At 63.1% G+C, this 15576-nt stretch carries 11 protein-coding genes; 9 read left to right on the plus strand and 2 right to left on the minus strand.

All coding sequences use genetic code 11. The features are described from left to right. The first annotated feature begins 99 nt into the window (after positions 1-99). The 3 genes from AC0L3A_RS03475 (at position 100) to AC0L3A_RS03485 (ending at position 4612) form a co-directional block, all read left to right on the plus strand. Positions 100-2394: a TonB-dependent siderophore receptor gene (locus AC0L3A_RS03475; RefSeq protein WP_473253595.1), complete on the plus strand. Its 2295-nt coding sequence runs from the start codon at positions 100-102 to the stop codon at positions 2392-2394. A 19-nt stretch (positions 2395-2413) separates the two neighbouring features. Continuing rightward, the gene (fsrB, locus tag AC0L3A_RS03480; RefSeq protein ID WP_473253596.1) at positions 2414-3703 is read left to right on the plus strand and encodes a siderophore utilization protein FsrB; all 1290 of its coding nucleotides are present in this window, start codon (positions 2414-2416) and stop codon (positions 3701-3703) included. Positions 3704-3784: 81 nt separating this feature from the next. After that, positions 3785-4612, plus strand: coding sequence for a hypothetical protein (locus tag AC0L3A_RS03485; protein ID WP_219684295.1), 828 nt, complete (start codon positions 3785-3787; stop codon positions 4610-4612). A 139-nt stretch (positions 4613-4751) separates the two neighbouring features. On the opposite strand, the gene AC0L3A_RS03490 is transcribed toward AC0L3A_RS03485, so the two are convergent. After that, complete coding sequence (locus AC0L3A_RS03490; protein WP_219684297.1) at positions 4752-5948, minus strand: M24 family metallopeptidase; 1197 nt, start codon at positions 5946-5948, stop codon at positions 4752-4754. 456 nt (positions 5949-6404) lie between these two features. On the opposite strand from AC0L3A_RS03490, the gene AC0L3A_RS03495 reads away from it, so the two are divergent. The 5 genes from AC0L3A_RS03495 to AC0L3A_RS03515 all read left to right on the plus strand — a co-directional run bounded on the left by AC0L3A_RS03495 (position 6405) and on the right by AC0L3A_RS03515 (position 13658). Further along, positions 6405-7424 (plus strand): TRAP transporter substrate-binding protein, encoded by a 1020-nt coding sequence (locus AC0L3A_RS03495; protein WP_473253597.1) that lies wholly within the window; start codon positions 6405-6407, stop codon positions 7422-7424. A gap of 15 nt (positions 7425-7439) precedes the next feature. Next, positions 7440-9329 (plus strand): TRAP transporter large permease, encoded by a 1890-nt coding sequence (locus tag AC0L3A_RS03500; RefSeq protein WP_354160726.1) that lies wholly within the window; start codon positions 7440-7442, stop codon positions 9327-9329. 23 nt (positions 9330-9352) lie between these two features. Then, positions 9353-11002 (plus strand): acyl-CoA synthetase, encoded by a 1650-nt coding sequence (locus AC0L3A_RS03505; RefSeq protein WP_473253598.1) that lies wholly within the window; start codon positions 9353-9355, stop codon positions 11000-11002. 165 nt (positions 11003-11167) lie between these two features. Then, a complete protein-coding gene (locus AC0L3A_RS03510; protein WP_007591097.1) occupies positions 11168-11860 on the plus strand; it encodes a TetR/AcrR family transcriptional regulator in 693 nt (230 codons plus the stop codon). Between the two features lie 316 nt (positions 11861-12176). After that, the gene (locus AC0L3A_RS03515) at positions 12177-13658 is read left to right on the plus strand and encodes an NCS1 family nucleobase:cation symporter-1 (RefSeq protein ID WP_473253599.1); all 1482 of its coding nucleotides are present in this window, start codon (positions 12177-12179) and stop codon (positions 13656-13658) included. Between the two features lie 120 nt (positions 13659-13778). Here the strand turns inward: AC0L3A_RS03515 and AC0L3A_RS03520 are convergent, their stop codons facing one another. Beyond that, the gene (locus tag AC0L3A_RS03520) at positions 13779-14297 is read right to left on the minus strand and encodes a hypothetical protein (protein WP_354128236.1); all 519 of its coding nucleotides are present in this window, start codon (positions 14295-14297) and stop codon (positions 13779-13781) included. Positions 14298-14484: 187 nt separating this feature from the next. Between AC0L3A_RS03520 and AC0L3A_RS03525 the strand changes: the two genes are divergently transcribed. Then, a complete protein-coding gene (locus AC0L3A_RS03525; RefSeq protein WP_473253600.1) occupies positions 14485-15390 on the plus strand; it encodes a helix-turn-helix domain-containing protein in 906 nt (301 codons plus the stop codon). Positions 15391-15576: the final 186 nt, after the last annotated feature.

Genomic DNA, 15576 nt, shown 5'->3' on the forward strand with positions numbered 1-15576 from the left:
AAATTCTAACGCAGTTCCTATCGCACTCCGAAATCGCCTGCGTTAGGGCGAGGCATCAAAAACGGTACCGGCGAAGCCGGCAGTGCGTGGGGCCTCGACGTGACCGACTTCCAACTTGTTTCGCGTTCTGACACGCGTCGTCGACAGATACAGATTCTCTTCCTCGGAGCGGCCAGCACATTTGCTCTCGTCATTCCCTTCGGTGCCGTGGAGGCGCAGACGCAGATCCCCGCCGTCACCGTCGAAGCTCCGGCTCAGCGCGCCCGGCCTGCGGCGGTCGCTTCATCGCGAAGGTCAGGCGCGACACGCACCGCGCGCGCCGATCGTCGCTCTCCCGCGCAGCAAGCCGCGCCAACCCAATCGGCATCCTCGAACGGCGTCACGGGTGAACGCGCCAACGGTCCGGTGCGCGGTTTCGTTGCGACGCGCAGCGGCACCGCGACCAAGACGGATACGCCGCTGATCGAAACCCCGCAGTCCGTCTCCGTCGTCACGACCGACCAGGTCAGGAATCAGGGCGCGGTCTCGATCGGTGAGGCGCTGCGCTACACCGCCGGCGTCAGCGGCGACGTCAATGGCGGCTCCGACACTCGCTTCGGCGCCCTCCAGATTCGCGGCTTCGACACCACCATGTCCGGCCTCTACGTCGACGGCTTGCGGATTCCCTCCAGCAATTACGTGCACTTCAACGGTCTCGATCCCTACGGCGCAGAGCGTCTCGAAGTCCTCAAGGGCCCGTCCTCGGCGATGTATGGCGGCAGCGGCACCGGCGGCATCCTCAACTACGTGACCAAGCTGCCGACGGCGCAGCAGTTCGGCGAAGTCTCGATCTCCGGCGGCAGCTTCAACCGCTACCAGGGCCAGTTCGACGTGGGCGGTCCCGCCAACAAGGACGGCACCGTGCTGTGGCGCCTGACCGGCGTGGTGCGCGACGGCGAGACCCAGGTCGACTTCACCAAGGACAACCGCGTCTTCATCGCGCCGGCCGTCACGTTCAAGCCGAACGAGGACACCACTATCACGATCCTCGCCAACTACCAGCGCGACCGGGCAGGGTGGGGCCTTCAGTTTTTGCCGGCCTCGGGCACGGTTTGGCCGAACAACGGCCGCACCATCCCGGTCTCGTTCTTCGCGGGCGTGCCGAGCTTCAACGCGTTCAACACCGAAATCGCGACCGCCGGCTACCAGCTCTCGCACAATTTCACCGACAACATCACGTTCCGGCAGAATTTGCGCTATGCCTATCAGCACAACGAGGAGAAGGTGTTTTTCGGCGGAGCCTATACCGACGAGGCCGCGGGACAGCTCGCGCGTTTCGGCAGCTACAGCAACTCCTACATCAACTCCTTCGCGGTGGACAATCAGCTCCAGGGCAAGTTCACCACCGGCTTCCTCAGCCACACCACGCTGGTCGGAATCGACTACCGCAACACCAGCTTCCGCGACACCGCCTTTGGCGTCACGACATCCGCGCCCGAGATCAACGTCTTCAATCCGGTCTACAGCTACGACTGGACCATGGGCGCCATGAGCGACGATACCGGCGTCAAGCAGTCGCAAGTCGGCCTCTACGCCCAGGACCAGATCAAGCTCGGCCGGCTCTCGTTCCAGCTCAGTGGCCGCCAGGATTTCGTCACGACCCAGGTGGACAGCGGCGTCTTCAACACGTCAGTCGCGAAGGATGCATCGGCCTTCACCGGCCGCGCCGCATTGATGTACAATTTCGACAACGGCATCGCGCCTTATTTCAGCTATTCGGAATCGTTCCTGCCGGTGCTCGCCACCGGCCCGAGCGGACAGCTGCTCAATCCCGAGACCGGCGTGCAGTACGAGGTGGGCGTCAAGTATCAGCCGATCGGCTGGAACGCGCTGTTCACCTTCGCCGCCTTCGACCTGACGCGCGACAACGTCGTTACCTTTGCGCCTCCGCTCAACATTGCCGAACAGACCGGGCAAGTAAAATCGCGCGGCCTTGAGCTCGAAGGCACGATGTCGCTCGCCGACGGCTGGAACTTGCGCGCGGCCTATGCCTATGTCGATGCAATGGTCACGCAGGATCCGGTCAATGTCGGCAAGGCGCCGGTCACCGTGCCGCTCAACCGCGCCTCGCTGTGGAACGACTACACGCTTCAGACCGAGCCGCTCGCGGGCCTGCAGTTCGGCGGCGGCGTCCGCTATGTCGGCGCGACCTGGGGCGATGACGCCAACACGTTCAAGGTCGGATCCTCGACCGTGCTGGACGCGCTGCTCGCCTACACAAGGGACAATTGGCGGCTATCGCTGAACGTCACCAACCTCGCCGACACCCGCTATGTCGCCGCCTGCTACAGCCTGTCGGGCTGCTTCTACGCGGAGGGTCGCAAGGCCATCGGCAAGCTGACCTACCGCTGGTGAGTTGGAACGAGGGCGAACGATGAGAGCGATATTCGGCAGGCTGCATCGCTGGGCGGGACTGCTCACGGCCGGGTTCCTGTTCTTCTCCGGCATCACCGGGGCGATCATCTCCTGGGACCATGAGATCGACGAGGTCCTGAACAGCCATCTGTTCGACGTCAGCAGCAAGGGCCCGGCGATTCCCTCGATTGATCTCGCCAAGATGATCGAGCAGCGCGATCCCCGTGCGCGCGTGGTCTACCTGTTCATGACGCCGGAGGAGGGCCGCTCGCTGTGGTTCTTTGTCATGCCGCGGATCGATCCCGCGACCGGCAAGCGCTACGCGCTCGACTACAATCAGATCTTCCTCGATCCCAACACCGGCGTCGAGCTCGGCCGCCGCTACTGGGGCGCAGTGTGGCCGGTGACGCGCGAAAACTTCGTCTCGTTCCTCTACAAGCTGCACTACACCATGCACATCCCGGAATTCTGGGGCAGCGACCGCTGGGGTATGCGCCTGCTCGGGATCATCGCGATCATCTGGACCATCGACTGCTTCGTCGGCTTCTACCTGACGCTGCCCTCGCGGCGGCGCGCCAGGGCGGCGCGGGCGCCTCAGGTCACGCGCCAGCTCGAACGCGGCTTCTGGGCGCGCTGGGCGCCGGCATGGACCATCAAGCCGTCAGGCAGCGCCTACCGGATCAATTTCGACATCCACCGCGCTTTCAGCCTGTGGACCTGGGGCGTGCTGTTCATCATCGCCTTCACGGCGTTCTCGCTGAACCTCTATTTCGAGGTGTTCTCGCCGCTGATGAAGATGGTGTCGAACTACACGCCGACGCCCTATGAGCAGCGGCCGTATCGCGATCTCGACGATCCCATCGAGCCCAAGGTGACTTTCGCCGAGATCGCGGCGCGCGCTGCGGCCGACGGCAATGGGCGAGGGTGGACCGTCCCGGTCGGCTCTATCAATTACGGGCCGGCTCATGGCGTCTATGCCGCCGCCTTTTTCCATCCCGGCGACGATCACGGCGCCGGCGGGGTCGGCCCGGCGCAGCTCTATTACGACAGCGAGGACGGCCGTCCGATCGGCGAACGGCTGCCCTGGGTCGGCACCGCCGCCGACATCTTCGTGCAGGCGCAATTCCCGCTGCATTCGGGCCGCATCGTCGGGCTGTTCGGCCGCATCCTGATCTCGATCATGGGGCTGGTGGTGGCGGCACTCTCGGTCACCGGAATCGTGATCTGGTGGCGCAAGCGCCGCGCGCGTGTGCGCGTGCGGGAAACGGCTGCGATGCGGCTGAACCGGCAGCTCACACCGGCGGAGTAGGGCACCCGGCTTGCCGGATGAACCTTCCCGTCCGGCATCGGCACAAAGACAGGAGATCACCCCCAGCCTTTCGGACTTCGAATGAGATCGCTTGCCTTGCTCTGCCTGCTCGTCCTGGCGACGCCCGCTCATGCGGCGACGCCCGAGCAGCACTATCTCGACCTGCGCGATCGCTACATGGCGAAATTCTCGAAGGCTGCGGAAAACGACGAGACCACCAAGCAGCATGACGCGGCGCTCAAGGAGTTGACGGGCGTCCTGCGCGGCCTGGTGGGCCCAGTCGCGATCAAGGGACTGCCGGCCGACGGCAGGACGAACGCGGACACGCTCTTCAAGGGGGACTCCGGCTTCGGCCATCTCGACGGCCTCGGCTTCGCGTCCGAAGGCGACAAGATGCAGGCCGTCGTGACCACCACCGCGCTGCTCAAGCACTGGCTTCGCGAGCACCGCGAGGACGGCATGCCGCAGGAGATTGGCGCCGCGTTCAAGTCGGACCGCTTCTACTATCAGGCGATCCAGGACTCCGCCTTCGCCAAATATGCCGAGCTGCCGATCACGAAGCCCGCGGGCGCAAGCGCGGCGGTTGCTGTACTGGGCGTGCGCGGCAATGGCGATCTGAAGGGACCGCCGCATGAAATCGACGTCGTCGCGATCCAGGGCGACAAGGTCTTCTTTCTCGCCGTCAGCGACGCCGTGAAGACGGCCGAGATGCCGGCCTGCGAGAAAGTCTGGAAGCAGATGATGGCGAGGCCCATCGACAAGAAGGACCCGCGCGGCGACATCACCCGCGAAGACAATGCGATGACCGCGTACACGGCGTGCTTCGCCAAGGAAGCACCGAGCCAGGGCTGGTACGCGACGGCCGTGAAGAAGGCGCAGAGCCAGTTGGAGCTGCTGATGGCGCGGTAGCTGCGCAGCTTCAGGACACTCCGCACCTCATCCTGAGGAGCCCGCAACGCGGGCGTCTCGAAGGATGGCCACTGGCGAGAGCTGGGCCATTCATGGTTCGAGACGCGCGTTCCGCGCTCCTCACCATGAGGGTCTCAGATCAACGTGTGCTTCCACCCAAATTCCAGCCGCGGCCACCCTCGCCAAAAATCTCATATCCCGTCGCCGTCACTGCGACCGTGTCCTCGAGCTTGATGAACCCACGCTTCGGATGCTTCATCGTGGTCTCGATCGACACCACCATGCCTGTTTCGAGCGGCAGCCGGGCGTCGGTGTCGTCGTAGGGAACCGGACCCTTGGCGGTCAGGCGAGGGGCCTCGTGGCTAACGAGGCCCATGCCGTGGGCCAGAAACTCCGTGCAGTCGCGCTGGGTGATTTTCGCCAGCTGCCGCTCGGCCGCGACGTAGATGTCGCCGCCCATGGCGCCGGGCCGCACCGCGGCGAAGGCCGCGCGCTGGACCGCTTCGATCTCGGCCAGACAGTCCTTCAGCTCGGTATCGGGATCACCGAGCACGGCCATGCGCGCGAGGTCGCCGATATAGCCGTGATAATTACCGCCGGAATCGAGCGACAGCACGTCACCTTGCTCCCAGCGCTGCGCCGACGGCGCCCGGTTGTGGCTGTTGCCGCAGGCGAGCAGGCAGTATTCGAAGGTCAGCCCTCGATTGGCTTCGGCGATCCGCAGGGCGTCCGACAATTGCTGCTTGGTCGTGCCCGGCCCGTGCCCGGCGATCACCGCCAGCATCGAGGCGGTCACCAGTTCGGACGCCGTCTTGAGTTTTGCCAGCTCCTCCGCCGACTTGACCGCACGCAGCCGCTCCAGCACCAGCAGCGCGTCCTTGAGCTCGGCACCGGGCAGGGCGTCACTGAGCGCCCGGCCTGCATCCATCGGCAGGAACGCCATCTCGACCCCGACTCGCTTCAGGGGCACGCCGGCGCCGCGGATCAGGCTGACGGCCCGCGTGATCGCATCGACCGAGCCGTTGGACTCGGTCCGGACCTGCGCCACCCAGGGCGGCGCAACAGCGCGCTGATGGGTCTCCAGCCGGTGCCCGATATAGACCGCTTTCTCCGGCGCACCCTTGGGATAGACCAGGACCGGCAGATAGCGGCTGACGCCCAGCGCATCCATGTAGTCGAAGAAGATCGCGCGGTCGGCACCCAGCAGGTACTGCACATTGTGCTTGGAGGTCGCGACCAGAACGTCGAGGCCGGCGGCCTCCATCAGGCGGTCGAGCTTGGCGGCATCGAATGGAATGGCGCGCGAGCGGTCTGCGCGGGCGACGTTCTCCTGCATGACGAACCTCCCATGGTGGCGTGGGCATCAACCGCTGCCGCGGTTTGCCCGGGGCTTGTTTGGCACCAAGTGTGAGCCGAGAGCGGGGTTCTGGGTAGCTGCGGAATGATCTGGCCTGATCTGCACAGCCATATCTACGATTCGCATAAGGTATATTATGGAATATCTTTATATATAATCAGATCAGTTGTTTAGCTAGAATTCCTCGCATCGGACCTTCGTTCCTCGTCTCTTCCAGGTCGGCCGTCGCACCTCGCCCCGACTTTCGACCGCTACTGTGCATGGGGTTGTTTTCGCGTTTTTGAATCCGGTCCATGCCTCCGAAAGCCGATATTGCCGTGAGGATGTCCGGCTGCAATAAGCGAAGCTTCGTGAGATCGCAGATGACCTTCTGACCGTCCGTCCGTATAGGTTTGCATCTCAGAACAACAACAAACTTTCCGAGGAAGCAGACCCATGAGCTTTTCCCGCCGCACGCTTCTCAAGGCCTCCGCCGCGACCGCGGTCCTGGGCGGCCTCAGTGCGCCCCATGTGGCCCGCGCCCAGAGCGCCGAGTTCACCTACAAATACGCCAACAACCTGCCGGACACCCATCCGCTGAACGTGCGCGCCAAGGAGATGGCGGCGGCGATCAAGGCCGAGACCAGTGGCAAGTTCGACCTCCAGATCTTTCCGAACAACCAGCTCGGGTCCGACACCGACATGCTGAGCCAGATCCGGTCCGGCGGCGTCGAGTTCTTCACGCTGTCGGGACTGATCCTGTCGACCCTGGTGCCGGCGGCGTCCATCAACGGCATCGGCTTCGCGTTCCCGGACTACGGCACGGTCTGGAAGGCCATGGACGGCGATCTCGGCGCCTTTGTCCGCGGCGAGATCAAGAAGGCCGGGCTCGAGGTCATGGACAAGATCTGGGACAACGGCTTCCGCCAGACCACGTCGTCGAGCAAGCCGATCACCGGTCCGGACGATCTCAAGGGCTTCAAGATCCGCGTGCCGGTGTCGCCGTTGTGGACCTCGATGTTCAAGGCGTTCGATGCGGCGCCCGCCTCGATCAATTTCGCCGAGGTCTATTCCGCGCTGCAGACCAGGATCGTCGAGGGCCAGGAGAACCCGCTGGCGATCATCTCGACCGCCAAGCTCTACGAAGTCCAGAAATACTGCTCGCTCACCAACCACATGTGGGACGGCTTCTGGTTCCTGGCCAATCGCAAGGCCTGGAGCGCGCTGCCGGAGGATATTCGCACGGTCGTCGCCAAGAACATCAATGCGGCCGCGGTCAAGGAGCGTGAGGACACCGCCAAGCTCAATGCCAATCTGCAGCAGGAGCTCGCGGGCAAGGGCCTGACCTTCAACCAGCCCGCCGTTGCGCCGTTCCGCGACAAGCTGCGGTCCGCCGGCTTCTATGCCGAGTGGAAAGGCAAATATGGCGACCAGGCCTGGGACCTGCTGGAAAAGGCCGTCGGCAAGCTGTCGTAACGCGTTGGAGCCGTCATGGCTCATGTTGAGGTCGAAGTGAGCGGAGTGGCGGGCGAGGCGACTGTTCGGTCCCCTCGCCGATCTCCCTTGCTGGCCTCGACGGAGCGCGCACTCGGCCTCCTCGTCGAAATCCCTGCGGCGATCCTGGTCGTCGCCGAGATCGCGATCCTGTTTGCCGGCGTGGTCGCGCGCTACGGCCTGCACCGGCCGCTGATCTGGTCGGACGAGCTCGCCTCGATCCTGTTCCTGTGGCTCGCCATGCTGGGCGCGGCGGTCGCGTTCCGCCGTTCCGAGCACATGCGCATGACCGCGGTCGTCGGCAGCGCCACGCCGGCCACGCGGGCCTGGCTCGATCTCGTCGCGACCTGCGCGGCGCTGGCCTTTCTGGCGCTGATCGTCTGGCCGTCCTGGGACTACGCCTACGAGGAAAGCTTCATCACCACGCCGGCGCTGCAGATCTCCAATATGTGGCGCGCCGCGGCGCTTCCGGCCGGTATCTGCCTGATGGCGGCGTTCGCGCTGTTGCGGCTGCTGCGCGCAGCCGATTACCGCATGGTGCTGACGGCCGCGGTCGCCGTTGCCATCGTCGTCAGCTTGTTCTGGCTGGCGCAGCCTTATCTGCGACCGCTCGGCAATCTCAACCTCGTCATCTTCTTCGTGGGCGTCGCCGGCTTCTGCGTCTTTGCCGGCGTTCCCATCGCGTTCGGCTTCGGGCTCGCCATCTTCGGCTATCTGGCACTGACCACGCGCACGCCGGTCATGGTGCTGGTCGGACGGATGGACGAGGGCATGAGCCACCTCATTTTGCTCTCGGTGCCGCTGTTCGTATTCCTGGGGCTCCTGATTGAAATGACCGGCATGGCACGGGCCATGGTGGCGTTCCTAGCGAGCCTGCTCGGCCATGTCCGCGGCGGACTGCATTACGTCCTGGTCGGCGCGATGTACCTGGTCTCCGGCATCTCCGGCGCCAAGGCGGCCGACATGGCCGCGGTCGCGCCCGTGCTGTTCCCGGAGATGAAACAGCGCGGCGCCAAGCCCGGCGATCTCGTCGCGCTTCTGGCGGCGACCGGCGCGCAGACCGAGACCATTCCGCCGAGCCTCGTGCTGATCACGATCGGTTCGGTCACCGGCGTCTCGATCGCCGCTTTGTTCACCGGCGGCCTCTTGCCCGGCGTGGTGCTCGCGATCACGCTGTGCATGCTGGTGTGGTGGCGCTACCGCCACGAGGACATGAGCCATGTCCGCCGCGCCACAGGCGGCGAGATCGGCAAGACCTTCGTCATCGCCCTGCCCGCGCTCGCGCTGCCCTTCGTGATCCGCTACGCCGTGGTCGAAGGCATCGCGACCGCCACCGAAGTCTCCACCATCGGCATCGTCTATGGCGCCCTGGTCGGCCTGCTCGTCTACCGCCGCTTCGACTGGCGGCGGCTGTTTCCGATGCTGGTCGAGACCGCTGCGCTGTCGGGCGCGATCCTGCTGATCATCGGCACGGCCACCGGCATGGCCTGGGGCCTGACGCAATCAGGCTTCTCGCGCTCGCTGGCGTCCGCCATGACCGGATTGCCGGGCGGCGCGGCGACCTTCATCGCCGTCTCGATCCTGGCCTTCACCATCCTCGGCAGTGTGCTGGAGGGCATCCCCGCGATCGTGCTGTTCGGGCCGCTGTTGTTTCCGATTGCGCGTGCGGTCGGCGTGCACGAGGTGCACTATGCCATGGTGATCATTCTCGCCATGGGTATCGGGCTATTCGCCCCGCCCTTCGGGGTTGGCTATTATGCCGCCTGCGCCATTGGACGCGTCGATCCGGCCGAAGGCATCAGGCCGATCTGGGGCTATCTGCTGGCGCTACTGGTAGGATTGATCGTCGTCGCCGTGTTTCCGTGGATCTCCATCGGATTCCTGTAGGCCGGCGCATGAGGGAGGTGTCGATGAGCGAGCGGCAGAACCAGTACAATATCGGCCTCGACAAGACGCCCGCCAACTACGTGCCGCTGAGCCCGTTGAGCTTCCTCGCACGCAGCGCCGCGGTCTATCCCGATCACGTCAGCACGGTCTACGAGGGGCGCAGCTTCACCTGGCGCGAGACGCATGAGCGCTGCAAGCGCTTTGCTTCGTATCTTGCCGGCAAGGGCATCGGCGTCGGCGACACCGTCGCGGCGATGCTGCCGAACATTCCGGCGATGAACGAGGTGCATTTCGCCGTCCCCATGACCGGCGCCGTGCTCAACGCGCTGAACATCCGGCTCGATGCGCCTTCGATCGCATTTCAGCTCGACCATGGCGGCGCAAAGATCATTCTGGTCGATCCGGAATTCTCTAGCGTGATCACCGACGCGCTCGCCCAGATGACCGGCCCAAAACCGTTCGTGATCGACGTCGACGACGCCGCCTTCAAGGGCGGCGCGCGCATCGGCGAGATCGAGTACGAGGCCGCGCTCGCGCAAGGCGATTCTGACTTCACAGCGATCCTGCCGGGCGACGAATGGGACGCGATCGCGCTGAGCTACACCTCGGGCACGACGGGAAATCCCAAGGGCGTCGTCACGCATCATCGCGGCGCCTATCTGAATGCCGTCAGCAATATTCTCGCAGGCCAACTCGGCCAGCATCCGGTCTATCTCTGGACGCTACCGATGTTCCACTGCAACGGCTGGTGCTTCCCCTGGACCATTGCGGCGGCTGCCGGCATCAATGTCTGCCTGCGCAAGGTCGAGCCGACGAAGATCTTCGAGCTGATCAAGCAGCACGGCGTCACCCACATGTGCGGCGCGCCGATCGTCTACAACACGCTGATCAACGCGCCCGATGCACCGAAGGGCGGCGCCGCCCGCCACGTCGTCGGCCTGATCGCCGGTGCGGCGCCGCCGGTCGCGGTGCTCGAGGGCGCCGAGAGCATTGGCATCAAGCTGACGCACGTCTATGGCCTGACCGAGGTCTACGGCCCCGCCTCCGTCTGCGCCGAGCAGCCTGGCTGGGATGATCTGCCCGCCGCCGAGCGCGCCAGCCTGAAGCGGCGGCAGGGCGTGCCCTACCCGCTCGAGGAAGCCGTCACCGTCATCGATCCCCAGACCATGAGGCAAGTGCCGCGCGACGGCGAGACCATCGGCGAGGTCATGTTCCGCGGCAACATCGTGATGAAAGGCTATCTCAAGAACGACAAGGCGACCAAGGAGGCCTTCGAGGGCGGCTGGTTTCACACCGGCGATCTCGGCGTGCTCGACGCGCACGGCTACGTCATCATCAAGGATCGCTCCAAGGACATCATCATCTCCGGCGGCGAGAACATTTCCTCCGTCGAGGTCGAGGACATCCTCTACAAGCACCCCGCCGTGCTGTTCGCCGCCGTGGTCGCAAAGCCCGATCCGAAATGGGGTGAAGTGCCTTGCGCCTTCGTCGAGCTGAAGGACGGCGCGAGCGCGAGCGAAGCCGACATCATCGCCTTCTGCCGCTCGCATATGAGCGGCTTCAAGACGCCGAAGGCCGTGGTGTTCGGACCGATCCCGAAAACGTCAACGGGAAAGATCCAGAAATTCCTGCTGCGCAACGAAGCGGGATCGGCGAAGGCGATCTCGGCCTGAGCCGATTCCATGAGTCTGGCAACGCATTGAGAGGCCCCTGCCGTCCTAATTGCTTGATAAAGCTGGACAGGCAAGGCAACTTCCAGCCGGAATCGCCGACATCAATCCGGTGACCGATCCCGCTCAGCCTTCGCCGGTGAAGGCAAAGCTCCCTATCGAGGCTTTATGGCAGCCATCCCCGCCGACAAGTTGAAGCTCTTTCGCATCCGCCGCGCGCCAAAAGGCGGTCGTAAGGCAGCGCCGGGCCCGGACATCGAGGGAAAAATCCTCGATGCGGCAGAGTTCGTCTTTGGGCATTTCGGCTTTCGCGGAGCGACGACGGCCCTGATCGCAAAAAAAGCATCGATCGCGAAACCCCACATTTACTATTATTTCGAGGACAAGGAGGATCTGTATCGCGCGGTGCTGGAACGTGCGATGAACATGTGGGCACGAGACATGGACAGTCTCGACATGACGTCCGATGTCGAGACCATCCTCGTGCGCTACATCAGCAGGAAGATCGATTTCTCGCGAGATCACCCGCATCTGTCGCGCATCTATGCCAACGAAATCATCAGCGGCGCTCAATTCATCGGCAGCTTCATTGAAAAAGTCTCGACCCCGTTGCTGCTCGACAAGGTCAAGACGCTCGACCAATGGACCGCCAGCGGGGCGATTCGGCCGATCAGCGCCGTCGATCTTTTCTTCTGCATCTGGGCGATGACCCAGGCCTATGCCGATTATTCCAGCCAGATGATCATCATGAAAGGTAAGCGACAGCTCGAAGAGGCCGACTACACCGCGGCCAAGGCGACGATCGTCCAGCTCGTTCTCGGCGGACTTGGTCTTTCGGGCCCTGCCGAGGCTGGCGCCTAGCCCTTTGTTCGGCCGTTCGTTTTTCGCCAGCGGCCCTGTTTCCCCCTCTCCGCCATTACGCTCACGTGCGGGACATCCTAGCCAGAACCGCACTGGATTTCCGGTTGCAGCGAGGCGTTTTGCGCCGGTAGCCGGCGCCAGATCCGAAATTCGTGTTTGTAAAAATATTTTATCGATCGTAAAATGATTTTATCGATCGTTATAAAATGGCATGTCGCTTGCTTCGACCCGATCTTCCGCAAAGTGCGAGCACCCATAGCAGGGACTGCGGCTTCCAACGCCGTTGCCCTGCGCCAGCAAATCCGAGGTAGAGGACATGTCATCCAACAGCGGCGACGTTCCCACGCTGATCATCACCGGCGCCCATCCAAAGCTTTACAATCACGACCTTGCTCCAACCGCGCCTGAGGGCCGAACCTGGGGTGTCTTCAGCCTGTTTGCGATGTGGATGTCGGACGTCCATTCCGTGGGCGGCTACACATTCGCGGCGAGCCTGTTCTTTCTCGGCCTGACAGGCTGGCAGGTGCTGATCTCGATGCTGGTGGGTATCACGGCGGTCTACTTCCTGATGAACCTGATCGGACGGCCCTCGCTACGCTACGGCATTCCGTTCCCGGTCGTGGCCCGCATCTCGTTCGGGGTGATGGGCGCCAATCTCGCCGCCATGGTGCGGGGCGTCGTCGGCATTGTCTGGTACGGCGTGCAGACCTACTTCGCCTCGAAGGCGGTGCAAGTCCTGATCGTCACTCTGATGCCGTCGGCCGCCGATCTCACGCACAACAGCATCGCCGGCCTGTCGACGCTCGCATGGTTCAGCTTCCTTTTCATGTGGCTGTTCCAACTTCTCATCTTCCTCAGCGGGATGGAGCGCATCCGCCGCTTCATCGATTTCTGCGGACCCGTGGTCTACGTCGTCATGTTCGCGTTGGCGATCTGGATGTTATGGCAGGCCGGTTTCTCAAGCCTGTCTCTTCAACTCAGCCCGCCGGCCGCCACAACCGCGGCGACGATTGGCGTGATGGCGAATGCCGCGATGCTGATCGTGGCCTACTTTTCGGCGCTCCTGCTCAATTTCGGCGACTTCGCCCGGTTCGGCAAGGATGAGCAAGCCATGAAAACCGGCAATCTGCTCGGGCTTCCCGTCAACTTCCTGGTCTTCTCGATCATCACAGTGATCGTGACGGCCGGTACGCTGAAGGTGTTTGGCGAGGCGATCATGGATCCAGTGCTGATCGTGGAGAAGATCGGCAATCCGTTCGTCGTCGTTATCGGATCGATCACGTTCATCGTCGCGACGATGGGCATCAACATCGTCGCGAATTTCGTTTCGCCGGCTTACGACATCTCCAACCTGAATCCCCAGCGCATCAATTTCAGGCTGGGAGGCCTCATCACGTCGATCCTGTCGGTACTCGTCTGCCCCTGGCTGTTCGTGGCCAGCCCGTCGGCCATCACGCTGTTCGTCAGCATCTTCGGCTCTGCGCTCGGGCCCATGTTCGGCATCATGATCGCCGACTACTATCTCGTGAAAAAGGAAATCGTCGTGCTGGAGGACCTCTATACAATGTCACCAGCCGGTGAATTCCATTACGACGGCGGCTGGAACTACAAGGCGCTGATTGCACTTGCGGTGTCCGGCACTCTGTCGATCGGACTCTCGCTGGCAGGCGCCTATGGACTGATCTTCAACGTCGGCGACTGGGGTTGGCTCATCGGAGCCACTGCCGGCGGACTGATCTACCGAGCCCTCTCGAAGGAGCAAAGGCCGGTTTCCGTCATTGTCGGGGCGGGCGAATGACGTCGAAGTTGCGGATCCATCGCCATGTGGGCGGCGGCCCCGCAATACCCTTGGCATGCGCGTTCGGTCGAACGCGCATGCTACCCAGATACGACGTCGCAATGATCGGTGGCGATATCGCTACCTGCTGCGAGCCCCTTCGCCAGTCTGGACTGGATGCAGGTCTGCAACCGCTTCCTCCAGGATGGTAGCAACCTCCAGCAGCGAGATCACCAAGCGCGGCGTGCGCCTCAGCCTGTCGTCGATCGCGGCGGCGAACAGATCGTTCCGCTTCCGGCTACCGAGCAATCGCCACCGTCCAAAGGCGATCTTGTGGACGTTCCCGGAAACATATCCGACCGAGGCCCATAATTGCTCGGATTCCAGCAGGAGCTCGCCTGCCATCCGATCCATCACTGTGACGATCGCGAGCAGATCATCGGTCACGGTCGCCAGACCGAGCGCGCGGCTGCCCGGATTGTCGTCATGTGAACTCCGCTCGATCGAGGCCCTCGATAATGTCCTGGCCTGCAATCCGGCGAGTTTGTCCACAAGCGCGGCGAACCGAGAACGGGCCGCGCGGACGATATCTTCCAGGAAAGACAGATTGGTCTGCGCCGACCCCGACACGACGTGCGGTTTGATCGTTTTAAAATACATCAATGCTCCCGGAGGCAACCAACGTGAAAGTTGAAGTGCTGCCTAGATCTAAGGTCATCCGACCCGAGGTGCTTGAACGTCCTGAGCCACGATTGATCGAAACCGGCCTGGAAGGAAATCAGGCAAGGGCCTCAAAACCGAACGCAGAGTGGGTCGGTCGTGTTCGGCCGCGCAGTGGAGACACATCATGACCGATGATGGCCTCTACGGCGACCGGCTTGCGAAGCTATTTCCAATGATCAGCGAGCCGAGCTCGGGCCTCGTCAAGTCGCTACAAAAAGGAACGTTCGCCGCGGTGCGGATGGCATATTCCGGACCGGTCGGCGATCCGACGCTGCCATCGCCTCCGGACGAGGCCTTCGCACTTTGCCTTCGGCTGCAGTATCAGAGAGCCGAGTCGTGGCTGGATGGCCGATATGCGCTCAAGGGCGCCTTGAAAGACGAGACGAGCATCTACGATCTGCGATGTGAAACGGTCGTTCACTTCCGCGATCCCTTTGACTTTCTCTACCTGTATCTGCCGCACGGCACGCTAAATGAATTGGCGAGCCAGCTTGATCTTGGTCGCGTCGAATATGACGTTGTCGCGGGCGCGAACTTCCTGGATCCAGTCATGGCTCATCTGGGTGCTTGCCTTCTGCCGGCGCTCGAAAGACCGCATGAGGCCAACGAGCTTTTCGTGGGCCACGTCGCGATGGCGCTCAACACGCATTTTCTCAAGACCTATGCCGTCGGCCAACCTCGCAATCGCTCTCACCGCAGCGGATTGGCGCCATGGCAACTTCGGACCGCGAAGGCACTCCTTCGCGCAAATCTCGATGGCGAGATCGCGTTGGCCCGAATTGCCGCTGAGTGTGGCGTGTCAGCCGCCCACTTCGCCCGAGCATTCAGAGTCAGCACGGGAACACCGCCGCATCGATGGTTGATGAATCAGCGTATCGAGCAAAGCAAGAGCCTGCTGGCAAGCTCGCCCCTATCGCTCACGGAAATCGCCATCAAATGCGGCTTCGCGGATCAGAGCCATTTTACCAGAGCGTTCTCAGCAGCAACGGGTGCCACGCCAGGACGCTGGCGACTGGTCCGCAAAGCTTAATCCCGGATGACCATGTCCAGGAACGCAGCGGCCGTGTCGCCGGTGCGAGGTTTTCGGCTCGGCTCCCCGGTGCGCTCCCACCAGCAAGGCCGTGCTGCGTTACGCCTGGTGATCTTGCCTGGTAGACAATTGCCGCTGATACGGGAGAGACCTTCCGCTCGCGTCGCGAAAGCGAACGGAAGATAT

It is taken from the genome of Bradyrhizobium sp. MI1.3 (assembly GCF_055811695.1).